This window comes from Nocardioides sp. AE5, from assembly GCF_031844485.1.
Lineage (GTDB): Bacteria > Actinomycetota > Actinomycetes > Propionibacteriales > Nocardioidaceae > Nocardioides.
On record NZ_JAUZVI010000001.1, the window covers coordinates 431,426 to 458,396 of the forward strand.

Genomic DNA, 26,971 nt, shown 5'->3' on the forward strand with positions numbered 1-26,971 from the left:
CCACGGTCCAGAGCCCTCAGACCACGGTCCAGGTGTCCCCGCCGTTGATCAGTGCTTCCAGGCGCTGGGTGGGGCTGGTGGTGGTGCTGGCCTGGGCGGTGGCGATCTGCTGGCGTGCTTCGTGGTCGTAGGAGGGGCGTTCGACCTGGCGGAAGATGCCGATGGGGGTCTGGTTGAGGTAGCCGGAGTCGGTGAGCCGGGAGATCGCGAAGGCGGTGGAGGGGTCGGGGTTGTGGGCGTCGTGGACGAGGATGTTCTCGATGCCTGCCGTGGCGGTCTGGGTGACCTCGACGCCGCCGTTGGCGGAGCGGACGAGGCCCAGGGCGCCGTGGCCGGTTTCCTCGTCGACGGCGCCGAAGGTGATCGGTTGGCCGTGGTCGAGGGTGATGATGGCCTCGGCCTTGGTGTCGGGGTTCTTGATGGCGTCGAAGGCGCCGTCGTTGAAGATCGGGCAGTTCTGGTAGATCTCCACGAAGCTGGTGCCGCGGTGAGCCGCGGCCGCGGTGAGCACGCTGGTGAGGTGCTTGCGGTCCGAATCGATGGTGCGGGCCACGAAGCTGCCTTCGGCGCCGAGTGCCAGGGAGACGGGGTTGAAGGGGTGGTCCAGGGACCCGACGGGGGTGGACTTGGTGACCTTTCCGATCTCGGAGGTCGGGGAGTACTGGCCCTTGGTGAGTCCGTAGATGCGGTTGTTGAACAGCAGGATCGTCATGTTGACGTTGCGGCGCAGGGCGTGGATGAGGTGGTTGCCGCCGATGGACAGGGCGTCGCCGTCGCCGGTGATGACGAAGACGGAGAGGTCTTCGCGGGCGGTGGCCAGACCGGTGGCGATCGAGGGTGCGCGGCCGTGGATGGAGTGCATCCCGTAGGTGTCGAGGTAGTACGGGAAACGGCTCGAGCAGCCGATGCCGGAGATGAAGACGGCGTTCTCGCGGCGGATGTTCAGGGTGGGCAGGAAGGACTGGACGGCCTTGAGGACGGCGTAGTCACCGCACCCGGGGCACCAGCGCACCTCCTGGTCGCTGGTGAAGTCCTTCCCGGTCAGCTTCTCGCCCTCGCCCAGCGTCGGTACGCCGGCAAGCCCGGGGAACGGCAGGTCTGCAGTCTGGTTGGTGGTCATGTCAGATCGCTTCCTGTGCGGCTGCTGCGGTGAGATCCACGGGGGTCCCCTCGGCCTCGGAGACGAGGTCGGCGATAGCGTCGGCGAGGGCGGCGGCCTTGAGGGGGAGGCCGCGGACCTGGTTGTAGCCGACGGCGTCGACGAGGTATCTGGCGCGGATCAGCATGGAGAGTTGGCCGAGGTTCATCTCGGGGATGAGGACCTTGTCGTAACGCTTCAGGATGTCGCCGAGGTCCTTGGGGAACGGGTTGAGGTGGCGCAGGTGGACCTGGGCGACGTTGTAGCCGGCCTTGCGCACGCGGCGGCATCCGGCGCCGATCGGTCCGTACGTCGATCCCCAGCCGAGGACCAGCACCTTCGCTGCTCCGGAGGGGTCGTCGACGACCAGGGGTGGCAGGGAGTCGGCGATGGCGTCGACCTTGGCCTGGCGGGTGCGGACCATCAGGTCGTGGTTGGCGGGGTCGTAGGAGATGTTGCCGTGCCCGTCGCCCTTCTCCAGCCCACCGATGCGGTGCTCCAGGCCGGGGGTGCCGGGGATCGCCCAGGGCCTGGCCAGGGTGGCTTCGTCGCGCTTGTAGGGGGAGAACACCTCTTCGCCGGTCTTGGCGTCGACGTCATTGGGTCCGGTGGCGAAGTTCGGTTCGATGACCGGGAGGTCGGCGATGTCGGGGATGGACCACGGTTCGGAGCCGTTGGCCAGGTAGCCGTCGGAGAGCAGCATGACGGGGGTGCGGTAGGTGATGGCGATCCGGGCGGCTTCCACGGCGGCGGTGAAGCAGTCACCGGGTGACTGGGGCGCCACGATCGGCACGGGTGCTTCGCCGTTGCGTCCGAACATGGCCTGGAGCAGGTCGGACTGCTCGGTCTTGGTCGGCAGGCCTGTGGAGGGGCCACCGCGTTGCACGTTGATCACCACCAGCGGCAGTTCGGTCATCACCGCCAGCCCGATCGCCTCTCCCTTGAGCGCGACACCGGGCCCGGAGGTGGTGGTGACGCCGAGGTGTCCGGCGAACGATGCGCCGATCGCCGAGCCGACGCCGGCGATCTCGTCCTCGGCCTGGAAGGTGGTCACACCGAACGACTTGTGCTTGGACAACTCGTGCAGGATGTCGGAGGCCGGGGTGATCGGGTAGGACCCCAGGAAGACCGGCAGGCCCGACTGCACCCCGGCGGCGACCAGGCCGTAGGACAGGGCCAGGTTGCCGGAGATGTTGCGGTAGGTGCCCGGTGCCATCGCTGCCGGTGCGACCTCGTACTGGACGATGAACGTCTCGGTGGTCTCGCCGAAGTTCCAGCCCGCCTTGAACGCGGTGATGTTGGCGTCGCGGATGTCGGGGACCTTCGCGAACTTCTTGGCCAGGAACTCGATCGTGGTCTCGGTGGGGCGCCCGTACATCCACGACAGCAACCCGAGCGCGAACATGTTCTTCGCCCGTGCCGCGTCCTTGCGGGAGAGGCCGTACTCCTTGACCGCTTCGACGGTCATTCCGGTCAGGTCCACCGGATGTACGTCGAAACCGGCCAGCTCGCCCTCGGTGGAGTCGTCATCGAGGGGGTTCTCCGCATAACCGGCCTTGGTCAGGTTGCGCGTGGTGAAGTCGTGGGTGTCCACGATGATCGACGCGCCCTTGGCCAGGTCACCCAGGTTCGCCTTCAACGCGGCCGGGTTCATCGCCACCAGCACGTCCGGCGCATCCCCAGCGGTCAGGATGTCGTGATCCGCGAAGTGCACCTGGAACGACGACACACCCGGGATCGTGCCCTGCGGTGCCCGGATCTCGGCAGGGAAGTTCGGCAACGTCACCAGGTCATTGCCGAACGCGGCCGATTCCACAGTGAACCGATCACCCGTCAGCTGCATCCCGTCCCCGGAGTCCCCAGCAAAACGGATGATGACGCGGTCCAACCGCCTGACCTGCTTGGCCACCGCTCCTACCTACTTCCTGCGTGAATGTCCGGAGTGTCCATACCGAGGGTATGGCAAAACTGAAACACGTTCCAGTCTTGTCCGGCGACAACTTCTGACTGGGCGTGCTGCGCCTTCCACCATAGTCCGCCATCGGTGGCGCGCCGGCGCGATCTCACGGGCGACCGGCGTACGCCCGATCACGCAAGCCAGCAGGCCCGACGGGCACCTGGTCCCAGATCGTGGACAAAAAAGTAGTAAATCAACAAAGACTCCTAATCTTCTCGACATTCACTACTACTAGAAACGCCCGGGTGCTCCGGGGTAGGGAAGCGAGAAACCGATGAAGCAGCAGCGAGGGTTCGGCAAGCGAGCGGTGGCGGTGCTCGCCGCGCTGGCGGCAGTGGCCGTGACGGGATGCTCCAGCAACGCGGGCGAGGGGGAGACGATCTCGATCGTCGGATTTGCCGTGCCCGAGGCGGCCAACAAGGCGATCGGCGACGAGTTCAAGAAGACCGACGCTGGCGAGGGCGTCCAGTTCCGCACGTCGTACGGCGCATCGGGCGACCAGAGCCGGGCCGTGGTCTCCGGGCTGAAGGCCGACTATGTGCACTTCTCCGTGGCCAGTGACGTGACCCGCCTGGTCGACGAAGGACTCGTCGACCCCAGTTGGGACCAGGGTGAGAACAAGGGCGTCGTGTCCAGCTCGATCGTGGTCTTCGGGGTCCGCGAGGGCAACCCGAAGAACATCCAGACCTGGGAAGACCTGATCAAGCCCGGCGTCGAGATCGTCACGCCCAACCCGGCCTCCTCGGGAGCCGCGCGCTGGAACGCGCTCGCGGCCTGGGGCTCCGTCATCACTGCCGGCGGGACCGAGGCCGAAGCCGCCGAATATCTTGAGAAGTTCTTCGCGAACGTGGTCTCGCTGCCCAATAGCGGCCGCGACGCCACCACGGGCTTCCTCGGTGGGACCGGCGACGTGCTGATGGCCTATGAGAACGAGGCCATCCTCGCGGCACAGAACGGCCAGGGCTTCGAATACATCATCCCCGAGACCACGCTGCTCATCGAGAACCCGGGTGCCGTGCTCAAGGACGCCCCCGAGTTGGCCCAGCAGTGGCTCGACTTCGTGCTCAGCGACGCGGGGCAGAAGCAGTTCGCCCTCAAGGGCTTCCGTCCGATCCGTGACGACGTCGACTTCGGTGGCGAGGTCCCGGGTGCGGCTGACCCGAAGAACCCGTTCCCCGCGGTGACGAACCTGCTCACCGTCGAGAAGGACTTCGTCTCCTGGAGTGACTTGTCCAAGAAGTTCTTCGACGAGCAGGACGGGATCGTCACCCAGGCCATCGCCAAGTCCGGCAAGGCGCAGTGAGCACGTCCACCATCACCAGCGATCGGCCGGCGGTCTCCCGCCGGCCGATCCTGTCGACCAATCTGAACCTCTCGTCGGGCATCGGGCTCGGCATCGCGATGATCTGGTTCAGCCTGCTGGTGCTGATCCCGCTCTGCGCCGTGGTGATCACGGCAAGCGAGGGCGGCTGGTCGAACTTCGTCACCACGGTCACCAATCCGCAGACGGCGCACGCAATCCGGTTGACCGTCTTCACGGCGGTCGCCGTCACCGTGGTCAACGTCTTCATGGGGACGTTGATCGCCTGGGTGCTGGTCCGCGACCGGTTCTGGGGACGCGGATTCCTCGAGGTGCTCATCGACATCCCGTTCGCCCTGCCCACCATCGTCGCCGGCCTGGTGCTGCTCTCCCTCTATGGCATCGACTCGCCCCTGGGCTTCGACGTGGCGAACCAGCCGTCGTCGGTCTTCCTGGCCTATCTCTTCGTGACGCTGCCGTTCGTGGTGCGGATGGTGCAGCCGGTCCTCGAAGAGCTCGAGCACGACGTCGAGGAGGCTGCCTTCTCCTTGGGCGCCAGTCGGTTCACCACGTTCCGCCGGATCATCCTGCCCAGCCTGGCCCCCGCGATCACTGCCGGCGCCGCGCTCTCCTTCGCCCGTGGGGTGAGTGAATACGGCTCCCTGGTGCTGCTCTCGGGGAACCTGCCCTACAGGACCGAGGTCACCTCGGTCCGCATCCTCGGCAGCATCGAGAACGACAACGCAGCCGGGGCTGCGAGCGTCGCCGTCGTGCTGCTGGCCATCTCGTTGGCCGTGATCGTCGTCCTGGACATCATCCAGAGAAGGGTGGCTCGTCGTGGCTGAAGTCATCGAAGAGGTCGCCCCGGCCTTCGCCGAGGACGGTGCCGACCAGGACGTCCCCAGCCGATCGCGCGCCGTCAGGTCCGGTCCGCGCAAGGGGCCGGTCACCTACCTGTTGCGGCTGGTCGTGACGGCGTACCTGTTCCTGCTGGTGGCTTGGCCGGTCTCGTTCGTGGTCACCCACACCTTCGAGGACGGCCTCACCGGGATCCGGTTGCTCTTCGAGGACCCGGACACCGTATCGGCGCTGCGCCTCACCGTGGTGGTGGCCGTGGTCGCCGTGGTGATCAACACGATCTTCGGCGTCGGGGTCTCCCTGCTGCTGGTGCGCTATGAGTTCCCGGGCAAGCGACTGCTCAGTGCGCTCATCGACCTGCCGCTCTCGGTCTCCCCGGTCGTGGTCGGCCTCGCGCTGGTGCTGGTCTACGGCGGACGTGACGGTTGGGTCGGGCCGACGCTGGAAGCCAACGGCTTGCAGATCATCTTTGCCACCCCGGGGCTGGTCCTGGCCACGGCGTTCGTCGCGCTGCCCCTGGTGATTCGTGAGGTGGTGCCGGTCCTCAAGGAGATCGGCACTGATCAGGAGCAGGCGGCACGCAGCCTGGGTGCCAACGGTCGGCAGACCTTCTGGCGGATCACGCTCCCGGCGATCAAGTGGGCGGTGGTCTATGGCGTGGTGCTGAGCCTGGCCCGCTCGCTGGGCGAGTTCGGCGCGGTCAAGGTCGTCTCCGGCAACGTGCTCGGGGAGACCCGCACGGCCACCTTGGTGGTGGAGGAGAAGTACCTCAACTTCGACCAGCAGGGCGCCTATGCCACCGCCTTCCTGCTCGCGATGGTCTCGGTGGCCTGCATCGTGGTCGTCGCCCTGATCCGCCCCAGGAGTGACCGGTGAGCGCCCCGGTCCGCGGCATCGCGCCAGCGCCGGCATCCCCTGGTCCCGTCCCCGAGAAAGGTCCCCTCAGATGAGCATCGAAGTTCGATCAGTGAGCAAGCGCTTCGGCGACTTCGTGGCACTCGACGACGTCAACGTCTCGATCCCCACCGGGCAACTGACTGCCCTGCTCGGCCCCAGCGGCGGTGGCAAGTCGACCCTGCTGCGGATCATCGCCGGACTCGACAGTGCAGATTCCGGAACGGTGCGCATCGAGGGCGCCGACGCCACCCGGCTGCCGCCGCAGAAGCGGAACGTCGGCTTCGTCTTCCAGCACTACGCGGTCTTCAAGCACCTGAGTGTGGCGAAGAACGTCGCCTTCGGCCTGGAGATCCGCAAGCGCCCGAAGAAGGAGGTCGCCGAGCGGGTCGCCGAGCTGCTCGACCTGGTCCACCTCTCCCAGTTCGCGCACCGGCTGCCCTCGCAGCTCTCCGGCGGGCAGCGGCAGCGGATGGCGCTGGCCCGGGCGCTGGCGGTCGAACCCAGCGTGCTGCTCCTCGACGAGCCCTTCGGAGCCCTGGATGCCAAGGTGCGCAAGGAACTGCGGGACTGGTTGCGCCGCCTCCACGACGAAGTCCACGTGACCACCGTCTTCGTCACCCATGACCAGGAGGAAGCACTCGAGGTGGCCGACGAGATCGTGGTGATCAACCAGGGCCGCGTCGAGCAGGTCGGCACGCCCGACCAGCTCTACGACGAGCCGGCCAACGAGTTCGTGATGGGCTTCCTCGGCGAGGTGACCAACCTCGGTGGGCGCCTGGTCCGCCCGCACGACATCGATCTGGCCACCCACGCCCAGCCGGGGTGGGTCGCCGGTGAGGTCGACCGGGTGCTCCGGGTCGGCTTCGAGGTGCGCGTCTCGGTGTGCACCGGGGACGCACCGGTCACCGTGGTGCTCTCCCGCACCCACGCCCGCTCCCTCGCCCTCAAGGCGGGCGCCCAGGTGTGGCTCCGCGCCACCACCGGAGCCCTCACCGTGCCGGTCGGCGGCGGTACGCCGTTCAGCCTGCCAGCGATTCAGCCCGTTCCTTGAGGGCGCGGGCGTGGCGGGCGAATCCCTCGGCGACCCGCCCCGGACCGGCCAGCTTGACCAGGGGCCCGGAGAACTCCTCGGCCGTCGTGTACGTCGTAGGGCCGCCGGGCTCCTGGACGAGGCGCTGGTAGCGGGTGCCGCGGACCAGGCCCAGCTTGGCCGGCAGCCCCTCATAGACATAGGCCAGCGTGGCCCGCGTCGTACCGGCCGCGTCGGTGACCGGACCGTCGACCTGCTTGATCCGCTCGGGCGAGGTGACGCCCTTGCCGTTGGCCCACACGACATGCAGCAGGATCGGGTCGCCGACCGCGGGCGGGGTGGGGCACTCGGCCTTGACGACGAACGGGTTCCACTCGCCGTAGGCGTCCACGTCGAGCATCACCTGCCACACGGTCTCCAGCGGGGCGTCGATCTCGGCCTGGGCCTCGGGGTTGCGGTGCCCCATCGGCTCAGTGACCCCCGCCGACGCAGAAGAGGTTGCCTTCGGGGTCGGCAAGCGTGACCCAGCGGAGTTCGCCCATGGTGTGTTCGGACTCGTGGGTGGCACCTGCGCTGACCAGTCGGGAGACCTCGGCGTCCACGTCGTCGGAGGTGACGTCAAGATGCATCCGGTTCTTGCCCGGAGTCGGATCGTCGACCCGCTGGAATCCCAACACAGGCTGGCCCTCCGCCATCTTCACCACGACGAACCACCCGTCGTTCTCCTCGACCACCCTGCCGCCGGTCTGCTCGGCCCACCAGGCGCCCAGCGCCTCGGCGTCGCGACAGTCCACGGTGATCATCTCGATGGATACAGGCATGCACGACACACTAGTCCGGGCCGATCTCAACCGGAACGACCCGAACTCCGTCCGTGATCGGTGCGACACGCCGTCAGTACGGCGTGTCGCAGCCGTTCAGGGGCCTGGAAGGGTCGTTCGTTGGCTCAGCGGTAGTTGGTGAACTGGACCGCGAAGTCGTAGTCCTGCTCCTTGACCAGGCGCTGGACGGCCTGCAAGTCGTCGCGCTTCTTGGACGAGACGCGCAGCTCGTCACCCTGGATCTGCGCCTTGACGCCCTTGGGGCCTTCGTCGCGGATCAGCTTGGAGATCTTCTTCGCATTCTCCGAGCTGATCCCTTCCTTGAGGGCGACGGAGATCTTCGAGACCTGCCCGGAGGGGCGCGGCTCGCTCGCGTCGAGGATCTTCAGGCTCTGCTTGCGCTTGACGAGCTTGTCCTTGAAGACGTCGAGCACTGCGCTGGCGCGGTCGTCGGCGGAAGCGCTGATCTCGATCGCGTGCTCGCCCTGCCACTCGATGCTGGCGCCGGTGCCCTTGAAGTCGAAACGGGTGGCAACCTCGCGTGCCGCCTGTCCGAGGGCGTTGTCGACCTCCTGGCGGTCGATCTTGCTGACGATGTCGAACGACGAGTCGGCCATGGCTTCTCCTCTGCTCGCCCGGGGCCGGGCCCCGTGGCAGTTTTTGTCTGTGGGTCTGCTGCGCTATTCTTTCGTCTTGCTGTCGCCCCGCCAACCCGGGGTGTGATGCACGGCAGATTGCCCGAGCGGCCAATGGGAGCGGACTGTAAATCCGTCGCGAAAGCTTCGAAGGTTCGAATCCTTCATCTGCCACGCAACAGCACCGAAGGGCCCGGGAGACCGGGCCCTTCGGCATTCCCCGGTCCCGGGCATGCCGGTGTTGAGCGCCCTTGACCGGGCGGGTCGAGCGGATCTTGCACCGAGGGAGGACGATGTCTCCATGACCACTGCCCGCGCCCAGTTGCACGACATCGGCGGACGTCGGGCATGGGTGATCTGGGTGGTCGCGGTCACCGTCTACATGTTGGCGGTCTTCCACCGCAGTTCGCTGGGCGTGGCTGGCCTGATCGCGCTGGACCGGTTCTCCATCACCGGCACCGAGCTTGCATTCTTCACGGTGCTGCAACTGGTCGTCTATGCGGGGATGCAGGTGCCGGTCGGGGTGCTCCTGGACCGCTACGGCTCCCGGGCCCTGCTCATCTCCGGGTTGGTCATGATGACGCTGGCCCAGCTTGCCTTCGCCTTCACCACCAGCTTCGGCGCGGCCGTGGTTGCGCGGGCGCTGGTGGGTGCCGGGGACGCGATGGTCTTCGTCAGCGTCCTGCGCTTGGTCTCGGCCTGGTTCCTGGTCCGGCAGGGCTCGATGCTGGCCCAGGTCACCGGGCTGGTCGGACAGATGGGCGCGATCATCGCCGCGGCGCCCCTGTCGCTGGTGCTCCACGAGTTCGGCTGGACGAAGGCGTTCGCCGGGGTCTCGATGATCGGCGTACCGCTCCTGGTCGCCACCGCCTGCCTGGTCAAGGATTCGCCGTACGAGCGGAGCGAGGTGGTCCGGGTCAAGGTGCGCGCCCTGGCCAACTCGGTCCGGCTGGTGTGGGGCAACCCGGGCACCCGGCTGGGCATGTGGTCGCACTTCACCAGCCAGTTCTCGATGACCGTCTTCGCGTTGCTGTGGGGCTATCCGTTCCTGGTCGCCGGCCAGGGCCTGACCTCGCGCGAGGCAGGTGTGTTGCTGACCGTGATGACGGCCTGGGTGATGGTGAGCGGGGTGGTGCTGGGCCGGCTGGTCTCGGTGGTCCCGTTCTATCGGTCGTGGATCGTGGTCGGCATCGTGCTGGCCATTGCCACCACCTGGTCGGTGGTCCTGCTCTGGCCCGGTCCGGCGCCGATGTGGTTGCTCGTGGTCCTGGTCTGCGTCACGGGTTCGGGCGGGCCTGCCTCGATGGTCGGCTTCGACCTGGCCCGCTCGTTCACCCCGGCCGAGTCGTTGGGGCGCGCCAACGGGCTGGTGAACATCGGCGGGTTCGTTGCCTCGCTGGCCACGATGGCTGCGATCGGCGTGATCCTGGACCTGCTCGAGCCCCGCGGCGCGGACTTCTACACGCTGGCGGACTTCCGGGTCGCGCTCTGTGCCCAGTACGCCTTCTGGGCGCTCGGCGTGGTCCAGATCCTGCGCTACCGGCGCAGCGCGGTCGCCCACCTGGAGCGCCTGCACCCGGGCGCGGTCGAGGCGATGAAGCGCGGCGAGCCGTTCGTGCATCCCGGCTTCAACGATCGGGAAGGAGTCTGAGCGGTCCCGCGTGCGATGATGGCCGCGCCATGGAGACCCCTGACGAGCCCGCCCGATCGGCTGGCGGACTGATCCTGCGCGGCGTCGTCGGCTCGCTCCTGGTCCTGCTCGGTGGATTGGTCGTCTCCCCGCTGCCCCGCAGCGCCAGGATCCTGGACCTGGCGTGGCTGGTCGACCTGCGTGATGCCAATCCGGGCAGGTACGCCGCGACCTTCGCGGTGATGCTCGGGGTAGCGCTGCTGGCCCACTCCTGGTTGATGCTGTGCCGCCACGTCAGCGCGGTCGGTCGGGCCACCGGGGAGGCTGTGGGCCTGGTCCAGCGGGCGACGCTGATCTGGTCGGCGCCGCTGATGCTGGCGCCGCCGCTCTTCTCCCGCGACGGGTGGAGCTATGCCGCGCAGGGGATGATGACCTCGGTGGGGTTGTCGCCCTACGACTCGGGTCCTGCCGTGCTGCATGGCCCGATCGTGGAGACCGTGGATCCGCTCTGGTTGGCCACGCCGACGCCGTACGGGCCGTTGCCGTTGATCTTCGGCGATCTCGCTGCCCGCATCACCACTGATCCGTGGGCGCTGGTGATGCTGCACCGGTGTGCCGCGGTGGTGGGCCTGGTGCTGCTGGCCTGGGCGGTGCCGCGGATGGCCCGGTGGAGTGGGGTCAACCCGGCGCTGTCGGCGGGGATCGTCATCGCCTCGCCGCTGATGCTGACCACGGGTGTCGGGGGACTGCACAACGACCTGCTGATGGTCGGGCTGATGTCCGCCGCGCTCGTCGTTGCCGCGGAGCGGAACTGGTGTGCCGCGGCCGTGCTGGGTGGGCTGGCTGCTGCGGTGAAGGTGCCCGGTGGGTTGATCTGCATCGCGGTGGCACTGGTGTCGCTGCCGGTGGCGGCTTCGCTCTGGGAACGGGTACGCCGCCTGGTCGCGGTGGGCGCGATCTCGCTGGCCACGCTGGCCGGGCTGGGCCTGGTCTGGGGCCTGGGCATCGGTTGGCTCGAGGCGCTGACCGTGCCCGGCACGGTGAACACGCCGCTCTCGGCCGCGACTGTCCTGGGCAAGGCCCTGGACAGTGCTGCAGCGGCGGTCGGGCTGGACCTGGCGCCGGAACTCTTCATCGGCGTGGTCCGTGACCTGGCCACGGTGGCCACGGTGGTGGTGATGGCCTGGGTCGCGTTGCGCTGGCGCACGGGCGATCGGTACGACGCGATCCGTGCGGCGGTGGTCATCGTGGCGACGCTGCTGCTGCTCAGCCCGGTCGTCCATTTGTGGTACTTCCTGTGGCTGGTGCCCTTCGTGGCGGTGCTGCGGATGACCCGGTTCGGCATCGTCCTGCTCCTGGTGCTCACCGGGCTGGCCGGCTTGATCGCGCCGTTCGACCCAACCATGCGCAGCCTGCTCGGCACCACCACGATCGCGGTCGGCTGCCTGGCCTTGACCCTGCTCAACTTCCTGCGTCCCGGCCCCCGCGAGGTCTTCGTGGAGATCGCCGAGTCGGAGGAAGTGCCGGCGTGAGGGCGACGCATCAGCCCGGCGCGGTCGGACGGGATCGAGGAGCCTGGCTGCTGGCGGCCGTGGCTATGTGCGCTGGCCTGGTGGCGATGGTCGCCGTACAGCGGGGTCGCGACTTCCTGGACCTGCAGGTCTACCGCTGGGGCGGCGATGCCGTGCTCTCGGGCGCGGATCTCTACGGGGCGACCACTGCCGAGATCATCTGGCTGCCCTTCACCTATCCGCCCTTCGCCGGGCTGCTGATGGCGGGCCTCGTCTGGATCCCGTTCACCCTCGCGGTGGGTGCGTGGACCGCGGCCAGCACCTGGGCGCTGGGGCGCACCTTGCGGATCCTGTTGACCGATTGGCGCAACCTGCCCGAGTCCTGGACGACGTACGCCGTACCGATGCTGGCACTTGCCTGCTTTGCGATCCAGCCGGTCTGGTCGAACACCCTCTATGCCCAGGTGAACCTGCTGCTGATGTGGGCGATCGTGGCCGATCTGCTGGGCCGCGATCGCCGGTGGCGCGGCGCGTTGATCGGTGTCGCTGCCGGCATCAAGTTGACCCCGTTGATCTTCATCGCCCTGCTGGTCTTCACCGGGCGGATCCGCGAAGCCATCAATGCCCTGCTGGGTTTCATGGCCACAGTGGCGGTCGGTGTCATGCTGCTGCCGTCGGAGTCGAAGGCCTACTGGACCGAGGTGCTGTGGTCCTCCGACCGGATCGGCGGCGTGGAGTATGCGTCCAACCAGTCGGTGAACGGGGTGCTTGCCCGGCTGCTGGGGGAGCCCGCGCCCACGATCCTGTGGTTCCTGGTCGCCGGCGCCATCGCTCTGGGCGTGGTGGTGTTGGCGGCGTACCACTGGCGGATCGGGGACCGAGACCTCGCCGTCGCGCTGACCGGGCTGGCGATGCTGCTCGCATCGCCGATCTCGTGGTGGCACCACTGGGTGTGGGTGATCCCGGTGGCGGTGGCGCTGGTCCGGATGGGCGCGAGCCGTATCGGTGCGAACCGGCTCGGCCCGGGCCTGTGGTGGCTCGCCGCGGTCTGGGTGGCGGTCTTCGTGGCGCGGAGCCCGATGTGGCCCCCGCGGCAGGAGGGCCGGGAGTTCGCCTGGTCACCGGTCGAGCAGGCCGTCGGCAACGCCTACGTGTGGGCCGCCCTGGTGCTGGTCGTCGGCCTGGCAGTGCGGGCGTGGCTCACTCGCAGCCGATGCCGTCCCCGTCCCGATCCAGATGCTTGCCATAACCCGGATCCCCGCGATACACCGGAGCCGCGCCGGCAGCTCGAGCCTCCGTACAGTTCTTGAAGACCTTCGGCACCGTCGGGGTGGGTGTCGGCTTCGGCTTGGGTTTGGGCTTGGGCGTCGGCGTTGCCTTCGGCTTGGGCTTCGGGCTCGCCTTCGAAGTTGCCTTGGGCTTCGGGGCCTGGGTCGCCTTCGGCTTGGGGCTCGCCTTGGCTGTCGCCTTGGGTTGCGGGGTCGAGGTCGCCACGGGCTTGAGGTTGTGGTCGACCTCGGTCGGCGCCCGGGTCGCATCTGCCGGCAACTGGTGCCCCGGGCAGGCGGTCAGCACGCGCACGATCGCGTCGTACTCCGGCTGGGTCACCCACAGGCCGTACTTCGCCTTCACCGCGACTTGGGTGGCCACGTAGTCGCAGCGGTATGCCTTGTTCGGCGGGAGCCAGGTCGCCGCATCGCCGTCGCCCTTGGAGCGGTTCGCGCCGGCATCGGTCGCGGTCAGGTTGAGCGGATCGTTGGCGAACGCGGCCCGCTTGGCCAGGGACCACTGGCTGGCCCCTGTCTGCCACGCGTTGGAGAGGGCCACCCGGTGATCGATGTCGATCTTGCTGTTGCCGCGCACGTGGTCGATCCGCTTGCCGGTGTAGTCGTCGTCCAGTACGCCGGTGAGCACCACGCATCCGTTGGTGCCGGACTTGACGGTGATCTGGGCAAGGTCGCGGCGCAGCATGTCGTTGCGGGTGTCGCAGCCGTTGCGGTCGGCATCGAGCCAGGCCGGGCCGAACTGGTCGCGCGAATAGCCGGTCTTCGCCGAGCGTCCCTTGATCGCCAGGGTGGACAGGACGGCGAGGGTGCTGGTTCGGTCCGGGGTGGCGTCACTCTTCTTGCCCGCCGAGGATCCCGCCCCTCCACCGTTGGAGTTCGAGCTGTCCACGGACGATGCATCCGCGTGCGCTCCGCCCGCTGTGCCAGTGGCGGGGGAATCGTCGTCGGCGGTTGCGGTGGCGTCATCGGCCGCGGTACTGACTCCTGCCGAAAAGGCATCGCCCGTAGCGGCACCGGAGGGTGCGGTGGCCAGGACCGTTCCGCCCTGCTCGGCCTCCTCGCAGCCAGTGATGGCCAGGACGGCAGCAACCAGGAGGGCAACCAGGCCGCCCGCATCGCGACGTCGTCTGCTCATGGTGGTGAGTCTGGGCTGGATCCACCGCCCGCGCGGTCGTTTCAGCCCAAGATGGCCCGAAAGGACCATGCGAACCAACTTGTCGGGCACAGAGCCGCGCCCTGGTTCCACTCAGGGTCCGGGAAAGAATTCCTTGAACCGGCGAGCCGGACCCGGATCGCCGTCGACGTGCAGGTCGTCGGCACCAATCCGGCCACAGGCGAAGAGAGTGATCTGGTGGGCCGTGCCGCGGATCGTGGTGGTCGCCGGATTGCTGTCCGGCGTACTCCGGCGCCAGGCTCGACCGGTCGCGCTCAGCCGGATCGGGTCCCCGAGGCCGATCAGGTCGATAACGGTCGGCTCGGCGGGGGAGCCGGTAGCGAGCAGGTCAAGCATCGGGCCGACCACCACGGCACAGGCCGCGAGCTCCGCGGCACCCAGGGTGTCGTCCTCGCCGAGGGCATGGGCAAGGTCGCTGGCGTGCAGCGCGGCCTCGAAGGCGAAGAGGGGAGCGGCGTAGGCCATCGGGACGGTGCCGGCAGGCAGCGCCACCGGCGACTCCGGGTCGAGGTTGGCCCCGGCCACCCGCGCGGCGACGTCGGCGAAGGCAGCGACGGCACCGGGCAGGTCGGGTGCTGGGGCAGGACCCGGCGCCTCACCGAGGGCCGCCCCGAGTGCGTCGGCCTCCATCGCCGCTCCCCAGGTGACGTGCTCGACGAGATCATCGACCCTCCACCCGGCCAGCCGGGTGTCCACGGTGGGGTCCGCCGAAGAGGCGTGCGCGGCGAACCGGCGGTACGCCGTGATGGCCGTCGTCAGGTGCCCAGTCACAGCAGGTCCCCGGGATCGCATGCGGCCTGCAACCGGTTCAGCACATCGGCCGGGTCGGCGAGCATGGCAGCGCCCGCGCCGAGCACCGGACGCTGCCCGGCGGCCGGTGCCACCACCTCGGCCAGGCGCGACTGGGTGGCCGCGTCGCCCAGATGGAGGACCGCGTCGGCGACCAAGCACGCGCAGAAGGTCCGTACGCCGGCGAACGGCCGGGACAGGGTGAAGCGCCGGGCGGCCCACGGGACCAGTAGTTCCCGTGCCTCGCCATGGTCGCCCGTGGCGTACGCCACCGCGAGTCGGGCCGCGAGCCACGGCTCGAAGGCGGCGTCGTGGTCGAACTCGTGCAGGATCGAGGAGGCCTCATCGAGCTTGCCGCGGCCCAGGGCGAGCAGGATCGACTGGAAGGCGTGGATCCGCGGTGCGTCGTCGTAGCCATCCGCGGCCGCGGCGAGCCGGAAGTCCTCGATGAGCACCTCGGCCTCGTCGTGGCGACCCGCTGCCAGCGCCAGCGTCGCCCGCCACATGGGCACCTTCCAGTGATGCAGGACGTTCGCCTGGAGATCGGCCAGATGCTCCACGCGCGTGATCACCGCCTCCGCGGTGGTCAGGTCGTCCTCGCGCATTGCCTCGGGCACCAGGGCCGCCAGCGCCTCGAGTTCCAACTCGTCCGCCTGGGCTTCGCGCGCCAGCGTCGCGGCCTCGTCGGCCAGGGCGAAGCGTTCGTGAGCGCCCGCATCCGGGACATGGGTTGCCATCGCCCGCAGCAACGTGGCGGCCAGAAGAGTCGGCTCGGCGACCCGACGGGCGGCGGCCACCGCATCCTCGGCCGCACCCGACGCCCGCTCGGCTGCTCCGCTGAAGGAGAGCGCCTGCGCGAGCGAGGCGCGCACCCGGACGCTGGTCGGCCCTTCGGGGGCCAGCGCCAGGGCTCGTTCGAGCAGTTCCACCGAGGGGTCGTGGACTCCGGTGCGATGGCGTCGCGCATGCAGCGAGCACTCCTCGTGGGCGAGTGCGCTGTCGATGATGATCCCGGCGGGGGCGCTCGGCAGTGCAGCGGCGGTGCGGTAGTGATCCATGGCCTCGTCGAGCAGGCCGGCGCGATGGGTGACCTGCGCCAGGGAGAACCACAGCTCGGCATGTGCGACCTCATCGGTGCTCATCTGTTGGGCGCAATCCACCGCGCGCCGGGCATGGCGTACGGCGTCGTCGTGCCGCCCTTGGGAGAGTGCGATCGTGGTGAGCCGGCGGTCGGTCTCGATGGCCAGTCGCGCCGAATGGGAGTCGCCCGGCGCGGCCTTGGCGAGGTGATCGGCGGCCCGCCGCAGCAACTCCGTCCGTCCGGCTCGGGACAGCAGGCTCTCACCCAGGCGACGGTGCAGGTCCAATGCTTGACCGGCTCCGACGAGCCCGGCGACGTGTTCACGCAACTTGGGCGGAAAACGGATGCCGTCTTCGGATCGGATCAGCAGACCTGCGGCCAGCGCCGGCGAGAGGGCGTCGGCCAGGCCGGGGCCATTCATCTCCAGCGCGGCCCTGAGTTGCGCCGTGTCCACGGCGTCGCCGGACAGGGAGGCGGCGAGGAGGACCTGACGCGTCCGCGGTCCGAGTTGGTCGATCCGCTCGGTCAGGCGGCGCGTCGTCAGACCCTGCTCGCCGGCTGCGTCCGGGCGGACGTCGAGGGCGGGCTCCTGACGGAGGATCTGCCCGCGCAGCAACTGCGTAGGCACGCCGAGGTCGAGTCCGAGGTCGTCACGGAGCCGGCGCTCCAACTCCGCCAACACCTCGAGCGCCGCCACCTGGTCGCCGCGACCGTAGTGCGCGCGGGCAAGTGCTCGATGGACGGGCTCGTTCCAGGGCTCGTCACGAGCCAGGTGTCCTCCGTCCTCGAGCACCTGGTCGTGGGCGCCGCTCTGGCACCAGGTCTCGATCCGGGCCAGGCGGACATTGGTGCGCTGCGCCTCGAGTTCCAGCGCCCGGTTCCGGACACAATCGTCATCGGCCATCTCCTGGAACGCAGGACCGCGCCACAACACCAGCGCCTCGTCGTACGTCGCCAGGGCACGGTCCAGGTTGCCGCGCTCGCGCTGGTGGGTCGCGGCGGCGACGAGTTCCTCGAAGGCCAGCGCATCGAGTTCGTCGGAGGTCAGGCGGAGCGTGTAGCCGGCAGGACCGTAGCCGATCCGGTGGGCGCCCAGGACCCTGCGCCACCGGGACACGTGCGCCTGCAGGCTGTTGCTTGCCGGCCGGTTCGCGTGCGGCCAGACCAGGTCGGCCAGGCGGCTCGGGTGCACCGGGCGGTTGGCCTCGGCGGCAAGGACGGACAGCACCCGCCGGGCCACCTCCCCGCTGGGCACGGGCGCCGAGGCGTCAACGACACTCAGGGGGCCGAGAACCTGAACACGCACCCGTCAAGTATGGCGTCACGGGCGCGGTGATGCAGCACCCAGGCGGCGAGGGGCGTTCAGGGCCGGGCCGGCAGCACCGTCCCGGTCACCTCGCCGATCGCCAGCCGCCCGCCGCCGGTCGCCGGCGCGGTGTAGCGCAACACCACCTCGTCGCCGTCCTCCAGGGCAACGCGCTCCTCGCCCCCGACGGAGAACGGTTCGCGCCAGCCCCAGCTCAACTCCAGGAAGGAGCCACGCTCCTCGCGGACGGGGCCGGAGACGGTGCCCGAGGCCCACAGGTCCCCGGTGCGCACCGAGGCACCGTTGACGCTCATGTGGGCCAGCATCTGGGCCGGTGACCAATACATCGTCCGGTACGGCGGACGACTGACCACGTGCCCGTTGAGCACCACCTCGATGTCGATGTCCAGACCGGCAGGACCGTCGACGGCGAGGTAGGGCAGCGGCGCCGGATCCTGGCCGGGCAGGTCGACCCAGGCCGCGTCGAGTGCGGCCAGGGGCGTCACCCAGGTCGAGATCGAGGTGGCGAACGACTTGCCCAGGAACGGACCGAGCGGGACATACTCCCACCCCTGGATGTCACGCGCGGACCAGTCATTGAGCCCGACCACGCCGAAGCAGTGGTCGGCGAAGTCGCCGACCGCGATCCGCTCCCCGAGACCACTCGGCGTACCGGCCAGGAAGCCCAGTTCCGCCTCGATGTCCAGGCGCCCGCTCGGCCCGAAGACGGGGGCGGCGTCGGAGGGGTTCTTCCGCTGCCCCATCGGGCGGACGATGCCGGTGCCGCTGGGCACCACCGTGCCAGCGCGGCCGTGGTAGCCGACCGGCAGGTGCTTCCAGTTCGGCAACAGCGGCTCCTGGTCGGGGCGGAAGATGGTGCCGACGGCCGATGCGTGGTGCTCGGAGGCGTAGAAGTCCACGTAGTCGCCGACCTCGACCGGCATCTGCATCGCCACCTCGTCGATGGCAAGCAGGTGCGGCTCCACGTCGCTGCGCTCCTCGGCGACGGTGAGCAGGTCGGTGATCCAGCGGCGCAGTTCCGCATGGACGGTGCGTCCCTGCCCCATCAGCGGGTTGAGCGTGGCGGCCTCGAAGAGGGCGGCCTCGGGGCGCATGTCGGCCGCTGCCACCGGGGCCAGGTCGAGCACGTGGTCCCCGATCCGTACGCCGACCCGCGCGGTGTCGTCGCCATGGGTGAAGACGCCCCAGGGCAGGTGGTCCACGTCGTACGCCGATCCGGCGGCGCCGGGCACCCAGGTCGCCGCGCTCACGAGGACCACCCGTTGCCATCGGCAGTGAGCAGGCCCAGCGCATGCAGGTCGTCGAGCGGTTCGGTGAAGCTGCACGAGCCGAACGAGGTGAACCAGCGTCGGGTCCGGGCCAGGGTGTCGGCGCCGTGCTCCCGAGCCAGGGCGGCCAGCGCGTCGGCGGACTCCTCGGCAAGCACCTGGACCGGGTCATTGCCGTCCAGGCTGGCCCGGGTGGCGAGCAGGACGTTGAGGAACCCGTGGTGGGTGATGCCGGTCTCCGGGTCGGTGTGCCGGACCGCCTCGTGCAGCCCGGCGGTGCACTTGAACGGTGACTCGCGGTCCAGCGCGGCGGTGATCCAGGCACTGAGTTGGTCGCAGTCGGGGAAGAGGTCGGCCTCCACCCCGCCGGTGCGGAACTTCAACGGCAACTCCCGGGCGGCCAGTTCGTCGACGGCGGCGAGCCAGTCAGCGGTCGGGGCGATCTGCGGCAGTTCCACGAAGATCGGCACCTCGTCGTCGACCAGTCCCAGGTCGAGTGCCTGGTCCAGGCCGGCGATCACGCGCCGGGCGTTGCCGACCAGGTCCGCCGGGTCGCGCAGCGCCACTTCCAGGCCGGCCAGGGTGACCTCGTCGAGGTGGCGCGCGGTGCTCGCGGCGGGCGCGATGCCCCCAGCCCCGGCGCCGATCACGATACTGACCGCGATCGGTTCGGCTCCTTCGGGGAGCAGGCCGCGGAGTTCGGCCAGGCGGTGGTCGCTGACCACGAAGGGGCCGGCCAGTGCGGCATGCGGCTCGTCGCGGCGGGCCAGGTGGGCGGCGACGGCCTGGTCGAGGGGGGTGTTGCCCGGCGGGAAGATCGCGGCGTCGTCGACGATCCCGGCAAAGGCTGGACTGATGGGGGTTGCGGTCGAGTCGGACACGGTGGGAGGGTAGCGCAGAGCAACCTGAGCGGACAATAATGTCCGATGATCGAACGGTTCAAGGAGGGTGGCGATGGCGCACTACCGACGGATGGGCTCGGTCCCGGGCAAGCGGCACACCCAGCACCGCGACGCGGACGGGCGCCTCTTCCGCGAGGAACTGATGGGGGAGGAGGGGTTCTCCTCCGACTCCTCGCTGCTCTACCACCGCGGCGTACCGTCGGCGTTGCGGGACGCCGAGGTGTGGGAGTTGCCCGACCAGGCGCGTACGCCGAACCATCCGCTCAAGGCGCGCCACCTCAGGCTGCACGACCTCGACTTCGACCCGGCGACCACAGACGCGGTGCAGGGGCGACGGCTGGTGCTGGGCAACAACGACGTCCGCATCTCGTACGCCGTCGCTGCCGCCACCTCCCCGCTCTATCGCAACGCGATCGGCGACGAGTGCACCTTCGTGGAGAGCGGATCGGGGGCCGTGGAGACGGTCTTCGGCCGCCTCGACTACCGCGCCGGTGACTACGTGCTGATCCCGCGGGCGACCACCCACCGCTGGCTGCCGGCGGAGCCCAGCCGCCTCTACGTGATCGAGGCGAACAGCCACATCACCCCGCCGCGGCGCTACCTGTCCCGCTTCGGGCAGTTCCTCGAGCACGCGCCGTACTGCGAGCGCGACCTGCACGGGCCGACCGAATTGGTGGAGGGCGCCGGCACCGACGTCGAGGTGCTGGTCAAGCACCGGGTGCCCGGGCTGCCCGGTGGGATCGGTGGCACCCGGATGACCTGCCCGACGCATCCCTTCGACGTGGTCGGCTGGGACGGCTGCCTCTATCCGTGGACGTTCAACATCGAGGACTACATGCCGATCACCGGCAAGGTGCACCAACCGCCGCCGGTGCACCAGGTCTTCGAGGGCCACAACTTCGTGATCTGCAACTTCCTGCCGCGCAAGGTGGACTACCACCCGCTGGCGATCCCGGTGCCCTACTACCACTCCAACGTCGACTCCGACGAGGTGATGTTCTACGTCGCCGGCGACTACGAGGCGCGCAAGGGCTCCGGGATCGGGATCGGCTCGGTCTCGCTCCACCCGGGCGGCCACGCCCACGGCCCGCAGCCGTCCGCGATCGAGGCCTCGCTGGGAGCCGAAGCGTTCGACGAATCCGCGGTCATGGTCGACACCTTCGCCCCGCTCGAGATCGGTGAGGGCGGACGCGCCTGCGAGGACGACGCCTATGCCTGGACCTGGGCCGAGGACACCCCACCCGGGTGAGGAGCGGGTTTGGCCCGGGGGCTTCCCAGCGATGATGGCCCCCAAGCGACGACACCTCATCCTCCTGCTGTTGCTCCCCCTGCTCGGACTCGCGGCCTGCTCCGGCAGCGACGACGAGACGCCGGATGGCTGGGAGCGGGTCGAGGCCGGTCCGCTCAGCATCGCCATCCCGCCGGACTGGACCGAGGCGGAGCCCGACACCGAGGGCGGCTACCTGTGGCGCTCGGAGGAGATCGACGGCGCCGCCATGGGCGGGCTGGAAGTGCTCGTCGCGGAGACGTCGGGTCAGTCAGCAGAGAAGAACGCCAAGTCAGTCGCGATCAGCGCCATGGCCACGATGCAGACCGGCAAGGTCGAGCCCGAGCAGTTCGAACTCGACGGCGCGGTCGACGCATGGCTCGTCGAGTTCGAGGCGACGATGGCTGGCCCCGACGGGGTCGAGGCCGAGCGCAGCCTACGGGTTCTGGTGGCCGAGTTCGACGACGGCAGCCAGGCGCGGGTGACAGCGATCGGCGAGCCCGGATCGGATGTCGCCGACCAGGTGATCGACTCGGTGGAGGTCAGCACCGACTGATCCGAGGAGTGCGGTGGAGGTGCGTCGCGCTCAGCCGTCGTACGCCGGGTAGTCGGTGTAGCCGCGAGCGCCACCGCCATAGAAGGTGGTCTTGTCCGGCTCCGCCAGCGGCAGGCCGTTGGCCAGGCGGTGCGGCAGGTCCGGGTTGGCGATGAAGGGCCGCCCGAACGCAGCCGCATCGATGAGCCCGTCGGCCAGCAGGCGCTCCGCCTTCGCGACGTCGTACGCACCGGCGCCCACGATCACCCCGTCGTACGCCGCCCGCAGTTGCTTGCGGAAGTCGTCGTCGAGCGCGGGAGCCCCGGTCCAGTCCGGCTCGGAGAGGTGCAGGAACGCCAGGCCACGGCTGGACAGTGCGTTGGCGGCGTACAGGCCGGACTCGCCGTCATCGGCCGGGTCCAGGCCGTTGAAGGTGCCGAACGGGGAGAGGCGCACGCCGACCCGGTCCGCCCCCACTTCGGCCGCGATCGCGTCGACAACCTCGAGCAGCAACCGGGCCCGGTTCTCCAGCGAGCCGCCATAGGCATCGGTGCGCTGGTTGCTCGGTGCGGCCAGGAACTGGTGCAGCAGGTAGCCGTGCGCGCCGTGCACCTCGACCAGGTCGAAACCGGCGTCCATCGCATTGCGGGCAGCACGGCGGTAGTCCTCGACCAGGCGCGGGATCTCCTCGGTGTCGAGGGCACGTGGGGTCGGGCAGTTGGCGCGCACCACGGTGCCGTCCGCGTCCTTGAGCGAGGTGCGGCACCGGAACTCCATCGCGCTCGCCGAGACCGGCAGTTCACCGCCGTGCAGGGACTCGTGGTTGACCCGGCCGGTGTGCCACAACTGGGCGGCCATCAGGCCACCGTTGGCGTGGACCGCGTCGGTGACTGCCCGCCATCCGGCCACCTGGTCGGCGCTGTGGATGCCGGGGGTGTCGGCGTACCCCTTGCCCTCCGGCGAGACCTGGGTGCCCTCGCTGATCACCAGGCCGGCGCCGGCGCGCTGGGCGTAGTGGTCGCGCATGATCTCGTTCGGCACGTCGCCGGGCTGGCTGGCCCGCATCCGGGTGAGCGGCGCCATCAGCACACGGTGGGGCAGGCGCACGGCGCCGAGGTCGAGGGGATCGAAGAGTCCAGGGGTCACGCCGTTGCCAACCCCGCGTGTCCGGTCGCTATTCCCGTAGCGACGCGTCGGAGGGTGCCGTTGACGTGTCGTCCACCGTCACCCCATGCCAGCAACCGACACGACAACCCCGGGCGCGGACTCAGCCCCGTTCGCGCAGGCGCACGTTCGGCATCGGCGGGGCCGGGATCGGAGTCGTGTGGTCGTCGATGACGGTGCCGAAGCGTCCCGGGGCGACGTCCTGGCTGTCGACGACGACAGCGCCGTCGCGGGTGATCTGGTCCTGCCACTCCTGGCGGTAGCCGACGATCTCCTCGTGGCTGCGGCCGATGAAGTTCCACCACATCACGATCGACTCGCCGAACGGGGGTCCGCCGAGCAGCACGATGCGTACGTCGTCATGCGCGGTGAGCGCGAGCGTGGCGCAGCCGGGTGCGACGTACGCAAGTTCTCCCTGCTTGACCTCTTCGCCAGCCACCGTCAGCGATCCGGTGTCGACCAGCACGCCGTGCTCGAAGGTGGCGTCGACGTCCAGGTCCAGGGTGGTGCCGGCGTCGAGATGGAGTTCCGCGCCGAGCAGGGGAGTGTGGGTCACCACGGGTGAGGTGTCGCCGAGCAGGGAGCCGAGGAAGACCCGACCGTGCCACCCATCGCCGGTGAGCTCCCCGGGGGCGTAGTGCTCGAAGGTGGGCTCGGTGTGGCGGGCGTGCTCGGGCAGCGCCACCCAGAGCTGCACCCCGTGCAGGATGTCGGTTTCCGGGGTGGAGATCTCGGAGTGGCTGATCCCGCGGCCGCCGGTCATCAGGTTGACCTCGCCGGGCAGCACCAGTGCGTTGCTGCCGACGCTGTCCTTGTGGCGGATGGCGCCGGTGAAGAGCCAGCTCACCGTCTGCAGGCCGGTGTGCGGGTGCGGGGTCACCGTCATCCCGCCGCTGTCGGCCACGTGGTCGGGGCCGTAGTGGTCCACGAAGCACCAGGCGCCGATCAGGGTGCGCTGCCGCTGCGGGAGGGTACGACGCACCAGCATCGCGCGGGGGCCGCCCAGCGGTACGTCGCGTGGGGTGAGCACCTCGACCGCTGCTCCGCCGTCATGGCTGGTGCAGATCACTTCCTGGGGATCCGGCTCCGGGTTGGTCATGGGGACAGTGTGCCCCGGCACAGACAATGACGCAGCATGTCTCAATGGCGAGGAAAGAAGTCATTGTGTTGTATCAATCGGGAGACCTAGCCTGCGCAGGCAACCAGACGTGAGCCAGGTCATGGAGAACCGATGAAGATCAGCCGGATCGAGGCGATTCCCTTCGCCATCCCGTACTGCAAGCCGCTGCGCTTCGCCAGCGGTGAGGTCCGCGTCGCCGAGCACATCCTCGCCCAACTGGAACAGGTCAACGCCACCAGTGCGACGTACCCGGCCGACGTCGACGAGGCCCAGGCCCTGGAGATCGCCACCGAGCCGAGTGAACGGGTCGCCGTCAGGCGGTGGCCGACGCGCCCGCCTCCATCGAGTGCGTCCTGCACTCCACGATCGAGGTCGGCGACAGCACCCTGGTCCTGGGCCGTGTCGTGGCGATCACCGTGCGTGCGGAGGCCTTCGTGGAGGGGCGGCCACGCATCGACCGGCTGGCTCCGTTGACCCGGCTCGGCGGCAGCCAGTGGGGCCTGCCGCCCGAGGCGATCTCGGTGAAGCGCCCCTCCTGAACCCGGCATATTAGGGTTGCCGCCGTGCTCAACGGGATCCTGTGGCTGGTCGGCTGCCAACTGGTCGGCGAGGTGATCGCCCGCGGGCTGGAGCTGCCGGTGCCCGGCCCGGTGATCGGGATGGTCCTCCTCTTCATCGCGCTCTCCATCGTCAAGCCGCCGGAGTCGGCGAACGTCTTCCGGGTCTCCGACGCGCTGCTGCGCCACCTGCAACTCCTCTTCGTCCCGGCCGGCGTCGGCGTGGTGACCTATCTCGCTGTGCTCCGCTCGGACGCCCTGCCGATCATCGGCGGACTCTTCCTCTCCTGGCTGGCCGGACTGGCCGTGGTCGGCTGGACCGTGGTGCTGTTCACCCGGCGCAAGGGGACGGTGCGATGAGCGAGGTCCTCGACTACCTGCGCACCTCGCCACTGACCGGCGTCTTCCTGACCCTGCTCGGCTACCGGATCGGACGCGAACTCAAACGGCTCAGCGGTGACCATCCCCTGGTGCAGCCGGTCCTGGTGGCGATCCTGCTGATCGGCCCTGCCCTGTGGCTGCTCGACATCGACTACGAGCAGTACCTGATCGGTGGGTCGGTCATCGCGTTCTTCCTCGGCCCGGCCACGGTCGCACTGGCCGTCCCGCTACACCGACAGGCACATCACCTCAAGGAACTGGTGGTGCCGATGCTGGTCGCGATCCCGCTCGGTGCCTTCGTCTCGATCAGTGCCGGCGTACTCCTGGTCCGCGCGCTCGGCGGGGACCGTGACCTGGAACTGACCATGGCGCCCAAGTCGGCCACCACCCCCATCGCCATCGCCATCACCGAGCAGGTCGGCGGTGTCGCTGCGCTGGTCGCGGTCTTCACCATCGTGGCCGGCATCATCGGAGCCGTCGCCGGCCCCTCGATCCTGAACCTGCTCCGGATCCGCGACCGCCGTGCCCGCGGGCTGGCGATCGGCGCGGTCTCGCACGGGATCGGCACCTCGCGGGCGCTGGCCGAGCATCCGGTGGAGGGGGCCTTCTCCGGGCTCTCGATGGGGCTCAGCGCGCTGGCCACCAGCCTGCTGGTGCCGCTGGTGATCCACCTGCTCGGCTGAGCGAGGAGTGAGCTGGAGGTACGCCGAGGGACGAGGTGTGCCGGAGACGAGCCCCGCAGGCTCGGCCGCGGTGGTGCGGACTGAGCGAGGAGTGAGCTGGAGGTACGCCGAGGAACGAGGTGTGCCGGGCTAGGGACGGACACCCTGCCGCAGCCGGCGACCTGCCTGTAATTTGGCCCGCATGACACGTGTGCACTCCTTCGCCGACGACGCCCTGGGCGACCACGACACCGTCGGACTGGTCGAACAACTCCGGGCAGGCAATATCTCGCCGGCCGAGGTGGTCGAGGCCGCCATCACCCGGATCGAGGCGGTCAACCCCGCGGTGAATGCGGTGGCCCACCCGGCGTACGACGCGGCCCGCGCGGAGGCCGCGGCACCCCGCGGCGGCTTCTTCTCCGGCATCCCGACCCTGGTCAAGGACAACGCCGACGTCGCCGCGATGCCGACCCAGCACGGCAGTGACGCCTTCGTCGCGAAGCCGCCGAAGGCTGATGGGGACTTTGCCCGGATGTATCGCGCCACCGGCCTGGTCGTGCTCGGCAAGTCGCAACTGTCCGAATGGGGGTTCAGTGCCTCGGCGGAGCACGCCCGCCTCGGCGCAGTGCGCAACCCGTGGGACACCGACTTCACTGCGGGGGCCTCCTCGGCCGGTTCCGCAGCGCTGGTCGCGGCTGGTGCGCTGCCGATCGCGCACGCCAACGACGGAGGTGGATCGATCCGGATCCCGGCTGCCTCCACCGGCCTGGTCGGGCTCAAGCCGACCCGCAACCGCCTCGCCCAGGACAAGTTGATGCGCGACATGCCGGTGCGCATCGTCGCCGACGGCGTACTGACCCGGTCGGTGCGTGACACCGCGGCGTTCTACCGCGAGGCGGAGAAGGTCTATCGCAACCTCAAGCTGGCCCCGATCGGTGACATCACCCGCCCCGGCAAGAAGCGGCTGAAGATCGCCTTCACCACCGAATCGGTGGGGCGGGTGGCCAGCCCCGAGATGGCCGGGGCGACCCGGGCGACGGCCGCGCTGCTCGAGGAACTCGGCCACCAGGTCGAGGAGATCACCCCGCCCGTGCCCGACTACTTCGCCGACGACTTCCTGCTCTACTGGTCGCTGCTGGCCTTCTTCATCGTCCGCACCGGACGGCGTACCCACGGCAAGACCTGGGACAAGGCCCAGCTGGACAACCTCACCCGCGGCCTGGACCGCCACTGCGCGCGCAACCTGTACCGGTTGCCGCTGGCGATCGCCCGCGTCGCCGCCTCGGGGAAGGTCTCGGCACGCTTCCACAAGCAGTACGACGTGGTGCTCACCCCGACCGTCGCGCACACCACCCCGCAGGTCGGCCACCTCGACCCGACCAACTCCTATGAGGAGATCATCGAGCGGCTGATGGACTGGGTCGCGTTCACGCCGCTGCAGAACGCCACCGGCGACCCGGCGATCTCGCTGCCGCTGGCGATCACGTCGACCGGCATGCCGATCGGGATGATGTTCGGGGCTGGTCGGGGCCGTGAGGCGACCCTGCTGGAACTGGCCCTGGAACTGGAGGAAGCACGTCCGTTCGCCCGGATCCAGGGGGCCTGATCGCGGCTGCGTCAGGCGCCTGGCGGTGGTGTGAGGAAGACCCCGTGGACCCGATTTCTGTTTCCTGCGGGGTGC

General features: G+C 69.4%; 26 protein-coding genes and 1 tRNA gene. 14 read left to right on the forward strand and 13 right to left on the reverse strand.

The genetic code is table 11. The features are described 5' to 3' along the window. Window positions 1-16: 16 nt before the first annotated feature. Both Q9R27_RS02010 and Q9R27_RS02015 read right to left on the reverse strand, forming a co-directional pair. The gene (locus Q9R27_RS02010) at window positions 17-1,120 is read right to left on the reverse strand and encodes a 2-oxoacid:ferredoxin oxidoreductase subunit beta (protein ID WP_311250647.1); all 1,104 of its coding nucleotides are present in this window, start codon (window positions 1,118-1,120) and stop codon (window positions 17-19) included. Window position 1,121: 1 nt separating this feature from the next. Further along, window positions 1,122-2,981, reverse strand: a complete 1,860-nt coding sequence (locus Q9R27_RS02015) for a 2-oxoacid:acceptor oxidoreductase subunit alpha (RefSeq protein WP_397219638.1) — start codon at window positions 2,979-2,981, stop codon at window positions 1,122-1,124. Between the two features lie 388 nt (window positions 2,982-3,369). Between Q9R27_RS02015 and Q9R27_RS02020 the strand changes: the two genes are divergently transcribed. The 4 genes from Q9R27_RS02020 (at window position 3,370) to Q9R27_RS02035 (ending at window position 7,201) form a co-directional block, all read left to right on the forward strand. After that, entirely contained in the window at window positions 3,370-4,398 is a 1,029-nt protein-coding gene (locus tag Q9R27_RS02020) for a sulfate ABC transporter substrate-binding protein (protein ID WP_311250649.1), read from the forward strand. Further along, window positions 4,395-5,240, forward strand: coding sequence for a sulfate ABC transporter permease subunit CysT (gene cysT, locus Q9R27_RS02025; protein ID WP_311250650.1), 846 nt, complete (start codon window positions 4,395-4,397; stop codon window positions 5,238-5,240). The genes Q9R27_RS02020 and cysT overlap by 4 nt, the downstream gene beginning before the upstream one ends. Further along, window positions 5,233-6,129 (forward strand): sulfate ABC transporter permease subunit, encoded by an 897-nt coding sequence (locus Q9R27_RS02030; RefSeq protein ID WP_311250651.1) that lies wholly within the window; start codon window positions 5,233-5,235, stop codon window positions 6,127-6,129. The genes cysT and Q9R27_RS02030 overlap by 8 nt, the downstream gene beginning before the upstream one ends. 70 nt (window positions 6,130-6,199) lie before the next feature. Continuing rightward, window positions 6,200-7,201, forward strand: coding sequence for a sulfate ABC transporter ATP-binding protein (locus Q9R27_RS02035; RefSeq protein WP_311250652.1), 1,002 nt, complete (start codon window positions 6,200-6,202; stop codon window positions 7,199-7,201). Here the strand turns inward: Q9R27_RS02035 and Q9R27_RS02040 are convergent. The 3 genes from Q9R27_RS02040 to Q9R27_RS02050 all read right to left on the reverse strand — a co-directional run bounded on the left by Q9R27_RS02040 (window position 7,170) and on the right by Q9R27_RS02050 (window position 8,618). Next, window positions 7,170-7,646: an SRPBCC domain-containing protein gene (locus Q9R27_RS02040; RefSeq protein WP_311250653.1), complete on the reverse strand. Its 477-nt coding sequence runs from the start codon at window positions 7,644-7,646 to the stop codon at window positions 7,170-7,172. The two genes, Q9R27_RS02035 and Q9R27_RS02040, sit on opposite strands and share 32 nt — an antisense overlap. 4 nt (window positions 7,647-7,650) lie before the next feature. Further along, a complete protein-coding gene (locus Q9R27_RS02045; protein WP_311250654.1) occupies window positions 7,651-8,001 on the reverse strand; it encodes a VOC family protein in 351 nt (116 codons plus the stop codon). Window positions 8,002-8,126: 125 nt separating this feature from the next. Next, window positions 8,127-8,618, reverse strand: coding sequence for a YajQ family cyclic di-GMP-binding protein (locus Q9R27_RS02050; protein ID WP_311250655.1), 492 nt, complete (start codon window positions 8,616-8,618; stop codon window positions 8,127-8,129). Between the two features lie 111 nt (window positions 8,619-8,729). On the opposite strand from Q9R27_RS02050, the gene Q9R27_RS02055 reads away from it, so the two are divergent. From Q9R27_RS02055 to Q9R27_RS02070, 4 genes are all read left to right on the forward strand, one after another. Continuing rightward, window positions 8,730-8,810: transfer RNA gene (locus Q9R27_RS02055), tRNA-Tyr, on the forward strand. A 127-nt stretch (window positions 8,811-8,937) separates the two neighbouring features. Beyond that, a complete protein-coding gene (locus tag Q9R27_RS02060) occupies window positions 8,938-10,287 on the forward strand; it encodes an MFS transporter (protein WP_311250656.1) in 1,350 nt (449 codons plus the stop codon). A gap of 29 nt (window positions 10,288-10,316) precedes the next feature. Beyond that, the gene (mptB, locus tag Q9R27_RS02065) at window positions 10,317-11,798 is read left to right on the forward strand and encodes a polyprenol phosphomannose-dependent alpha 1,6 mannosyltransferase MptB (RefSeq protein ID WP_311250657.1); all 1,482 of its coding nucleotides are present in this window, start codon (window positions 10,317-10,319) and stop codon (window positions 11,796-11,798) included. Further along, window positions 11,795-13,087: a glycosyltransferase 87 family protein gene (locus tag Q9R27_RS02070; RefSeq protein ID WP_311250658.1), complete on the forward strand. Its 1,293-nt coding sequence runs from the start codon at window positions 11,795-11,797 to the stop codon at window positions 13,085-13,087. The genes mptB and Q9R27_RS02070 overlap by 4 nt, the downstream gene beginning before the upstream one ends. On the opposite strand, the gene Q9R27_RS02075 is transcribed toward Q9R27_RS02070, so the two are convergent. From Q9R27_RS02075 to Q9R27_RS02095, 5 genes are all read right to left on the reverse strand, one after another. Further along, window positions 12,978-14,198, reverse strand: a complete 1,221-nt coding sequence (locus Q9R27_RS02075; RefSeq protein ID WP_311250659.1) for a DUF1524 domain-containing protein — start codon at window positions 14,196-14,198, stop codon at window positions 12,978-12,980. The two genes, Q9R27_RS02070 and Q9R27_RS02075, sit on opposite strands and share 110 nt — an antisense overlap. A gap of 111 nt (window positions 14,199-14,309) precedes the next feature. Next, window positions 14,310-15,008, reverse strand: a complete 699-nt coding sequence (locus tag Q9R27_RS02080; protein ID WP_311250660.1) for a maleylpyruvate isomerase family mycothiol-dependent enzyme — start codon at window positions 15,006-15,008, stop codon at window positions 14,310-14,312. Then, on the reverse strand, window positions 15,005-17,413 hold the full coding sequence (locus Q9R27_RS02085; protein ID WP_311250661.1) for an AfsR/SARP family transcriptional regulator: 2,409 nt from the start codon (window positions 17,411-17,413) through the stop codon (window positions 15,005-15,007). Before Q9R27_RS02085 ends, Q9R27_RS02080 begins: the two co-directional genes overlap by 4 nt. Before the next feature lie 56 nt (window positions 17,414-17,469). Further along, window positions 17,470-18,684, reverse strand: a complete 1,215-nt coding sequence (gene fahA / locus Q9R27_RS02090) for a fumarylacetoacetase (RefSeq protein ID WP_311250662.1) — start codon at window positions 18,682-18,684, stop codon at window positions 17,470-17,472. Beyond that, a complete protein-coding gene (locus Q9R27_RS02095) occupies window positions 18,681-19,583 on the reverse strand; it encodes a hypothetical protein (protein ID WP_311250663.1) in 903 nt (300 codons plus the stop codon). The genes fahA and Q9R27_RS02095 overlap by 4 nt, the downstream gene beginning before the upstream one ends. A gap of 73 nt (window positions 19,584-19,656) precedes the next feature. Here Q9R27_RS02095 and Q9R27_RS02100 point away from each other — a divergent pair, with 73 nt between their 5' ends. Both Q9R27_RS02100 and Q9R27_RS02105 read left to right on the forward strand, forming a co-directional pair. After that, window positions 19,657-20,853 carry a homogentisate 1,2-dioxygenase domain-containing protein gene (locus Q9R27_RS02100; RefSeq protein WP_311250664.1) on the forward strand — a complete coding sequence of 399 codons (1,197 nt, stop codon included), beginning with the start codon at window positions 19,657-19,659 and terminating at the stop codon, window positions 20,851-20,853. Window positions 20,854-20,884: 31 nt separating this feature from the next. After that, window positions 20,885-21,427 (forward strand): hypothetical protein, encoded by a 543-nt coding sequence (locus Q9R27_RS02105; RefSeq protein WP_311250665.1) that lies wholly within the window; start codon window positions 20,885-20,887, stop codon window positions 21,425-21,427. 30 nt (window positions 21,428-21,457) lie between these two features. Here Q9R27_RS02105 and Q9R27_RS02110 read toward each other — a convergent pair whose 3' ends face one another. From Q9R27_RS02110 to Q9R27_RS02120, 3 genes are all read right to left on the reverse strand, one after another. Further along, the gene (locus tag Q9R27_RS02110; RefSeq protein WP_311250666.1) at window positions 21,458-22,552 is read right to left on the reverse strand and encodes an alkene reductase; all 1,095 of its coding nucleotides are present in this window, start codon (window positions 22,550-22,552) and stop codon (window positions 21,458-21,460) included. Window positions 22,553-22,673: 121 nt separating this feature from the next. Beyond that, window positions 22,674-23,669, reverse strand: coding sequence for a pirin family protein (locus Q9R27_RS02115; RefSeq protein WP_311250667.1), 996 nt, complete (start codon window positions 23,667-23,669; stop codon window positions 22,674-22,676). Window positions 23,670-23,788: 119 nt separating this feature from the next. Continuing rightward, window positions 23,789-23,980: a hypothetical protein gene (locus tag Q9R27_RS02120; protein WP_311250668.1), complete on the reverse strand. Its 192-nt coding sequence runs from the start codon at window positions 23,978-23,980 to the stop codon at window positions 23,789-23,791. A 30-nt stretch (window positions 23,981-24,010) separates the two neighbouring features. Between Q9R27_RS02120 and Q9R27_RS02125 the strand changes: the two genes are divergently transcribed. The 4 genes from Q9R27_RS02125 to Q9R27_RS02140 all read left to right on the forward strand — a co-directional run bounded on the left by Q9R27_RS02125 (window position 24,011) and on the right by Q9R27_RS02140 (window position 26,896). Then, window positions 24,011-24,229 carry a flavin reductase gene (locus tag Q9R27_RS02125; protein WP_311250669.1) on the forward strand — a complete coding sequence of 73 codons (219 nt, stop codon included), beginning with the start codon at window positions 24,011-24,013 and terminating at the stop codon, window positions 24,227-24,229. Window positions 24,230-24,253: 24 nt separating this feature from the next. Further along, window positions 24,254-24,607, forward strand: a complete 354-nt coding sequence (locus Q9R27_RS02130) for a CidA/LrgA family protein (RefSeq protein WP_311250670.1) — start codon at window positions 24,254-24,256, stop codon at window positions 24,605-24,607. Beyond that, window positions 24,604-25,311 carry an LrgB family protein gene (locus tag Q9R27_RS02135; protein ID WP_311250671.1) on the forward strand — a complete coding sequence of 236 codons (708 nt, stop codon included), beginning with the start codon at window positions 24,604-24,606 and terminating at the stop codon, window positions 25,309-25,311. The genes Q9R27_RS02130 and Q9R27_RS02135 overlap by 4 nt, the downstream gene beginning before the upstream one ends. Window positions 25,312-25,492: 181 nt before the next feature. Further along, window positions 25,493-26,896: an amidase gene (locus Q9R27_RS02140; protein WP_311250672.1), complete on the forward strand. Its 1,404-nt coding sequence runs from the start codon at window positions 25,493-25,495 to the stop codon at window positions 26,894-26,896. The last annotated feature ends 75 nt before the right edge of the window (window positions 26,897-26,971 follow it).

Bases quoted from the DNA above. Each gene is read 5' to 3' on its own strand.
- Q9R27_RS02010 (WP_311250647.1), bottom strand. From the start codon at position 1,120: ATGACCACCAACCAGACTGCAGACCTGCCGTTCCCCGGGCTTGCCGGC.
- Q9R27_RS02015 (WP_397219638.1), bottom strand. From the start codon at position 2,981: ATGCAGCTGACGGGTGATCGGTTCACTGTGGAATCGGCCGCGTTCGGC.
- Q9R27_RS02020 (WP_311250649.1), top strand. From the start codon at position 3,370: ATGAAGCAGCAGCGAGGGTTCGGCAAGCGAGCGGTGGCGGTGCTCGCC.
- Q9R27_RS02035 (WP_311250652.1), top strand. From the start codon at position 6,200: ATGAGCATCGAAGTTCGATCAGTGAGCAAGCGCTTCGGCGACTTCGTG.
- Q9R27_RS02040 (WP_311250653.1), bottom strand. From the start codon at position 7,646: ATGGGGCACCGCAACCCCGAGGCCCAGGCCGAGATCGACGCCCCGCTG.
- Q9R27_RS02045 (WP_311250654.1), bottom strand. From the start codon at position 8,001: ATGCCTGTATCCATCGAGATGATCACCGTGGACTGTCGCGACGCCGAG.
- Q9R27_RS02050 (WP_311250655.1), bottom strand. From the start codon at position 8,618: ATGGCCGACTCGTCGTTCGACATCGTCAGCAAGATCGACCGCCAGGAG.
- Q9R27_RS02060 (WP_311250656.1), top strand. From the start codon at position 8,938: ATGACCACTGCCCGCGCCCAGTTGCACGACATCGGCGGACGTCGGGCA.
- mptB (WP_311250657.1), top strand. From the start codon at position 10,317: ATGGAGACCCCTGACGAGCCCGCCCGATCGGCTGGCGGACTGATCCTG.
- Q9R27_RS02075 (WP_311250659.1), bottom strand. From the start codon at position 14,198: ATGAGCAGACGACGTCGCGATGCGGGCGGCCTGGTTGCCCTCCTGGTT.
- Q9R27_RS02100 (WP_311250664.1), top strand. From the start codon at position 19,657: ATGGCGCACTACCGACGGATGGGCTCGGTCCCGGGCAAGCGGCACACC.
- Q9R27_RS02105 (WP_311250665.1), top strand. From the start codon at position 20,885: ATGATGGCCCCCAAGCGACGACACCTCATCCTCCTGCTGTTGCTCCCC.
- Q9R27_RS02115 (WP_311250667.1), bottom strand. From the start codon at position 23,669: ATGACCAACCCGGAGCCGGATCCCCAGGAAGTGATCTGCACCAGCCAT.
- Q9R27_RS02135 (WP_311250671.1), top strand. From the start codon at position 24,604: ATGAGCGAGGTCCTCGACTACCTGCGCACCTCGCCACTGACCGGCGTC.
- Q9R27_RS02140 (WP_311250672.1), top strand. From the start codon at position 25,493: ATGACACGTGTGCACTCCTTCGCCGACGACGCCCTGGGCGACCACGAC.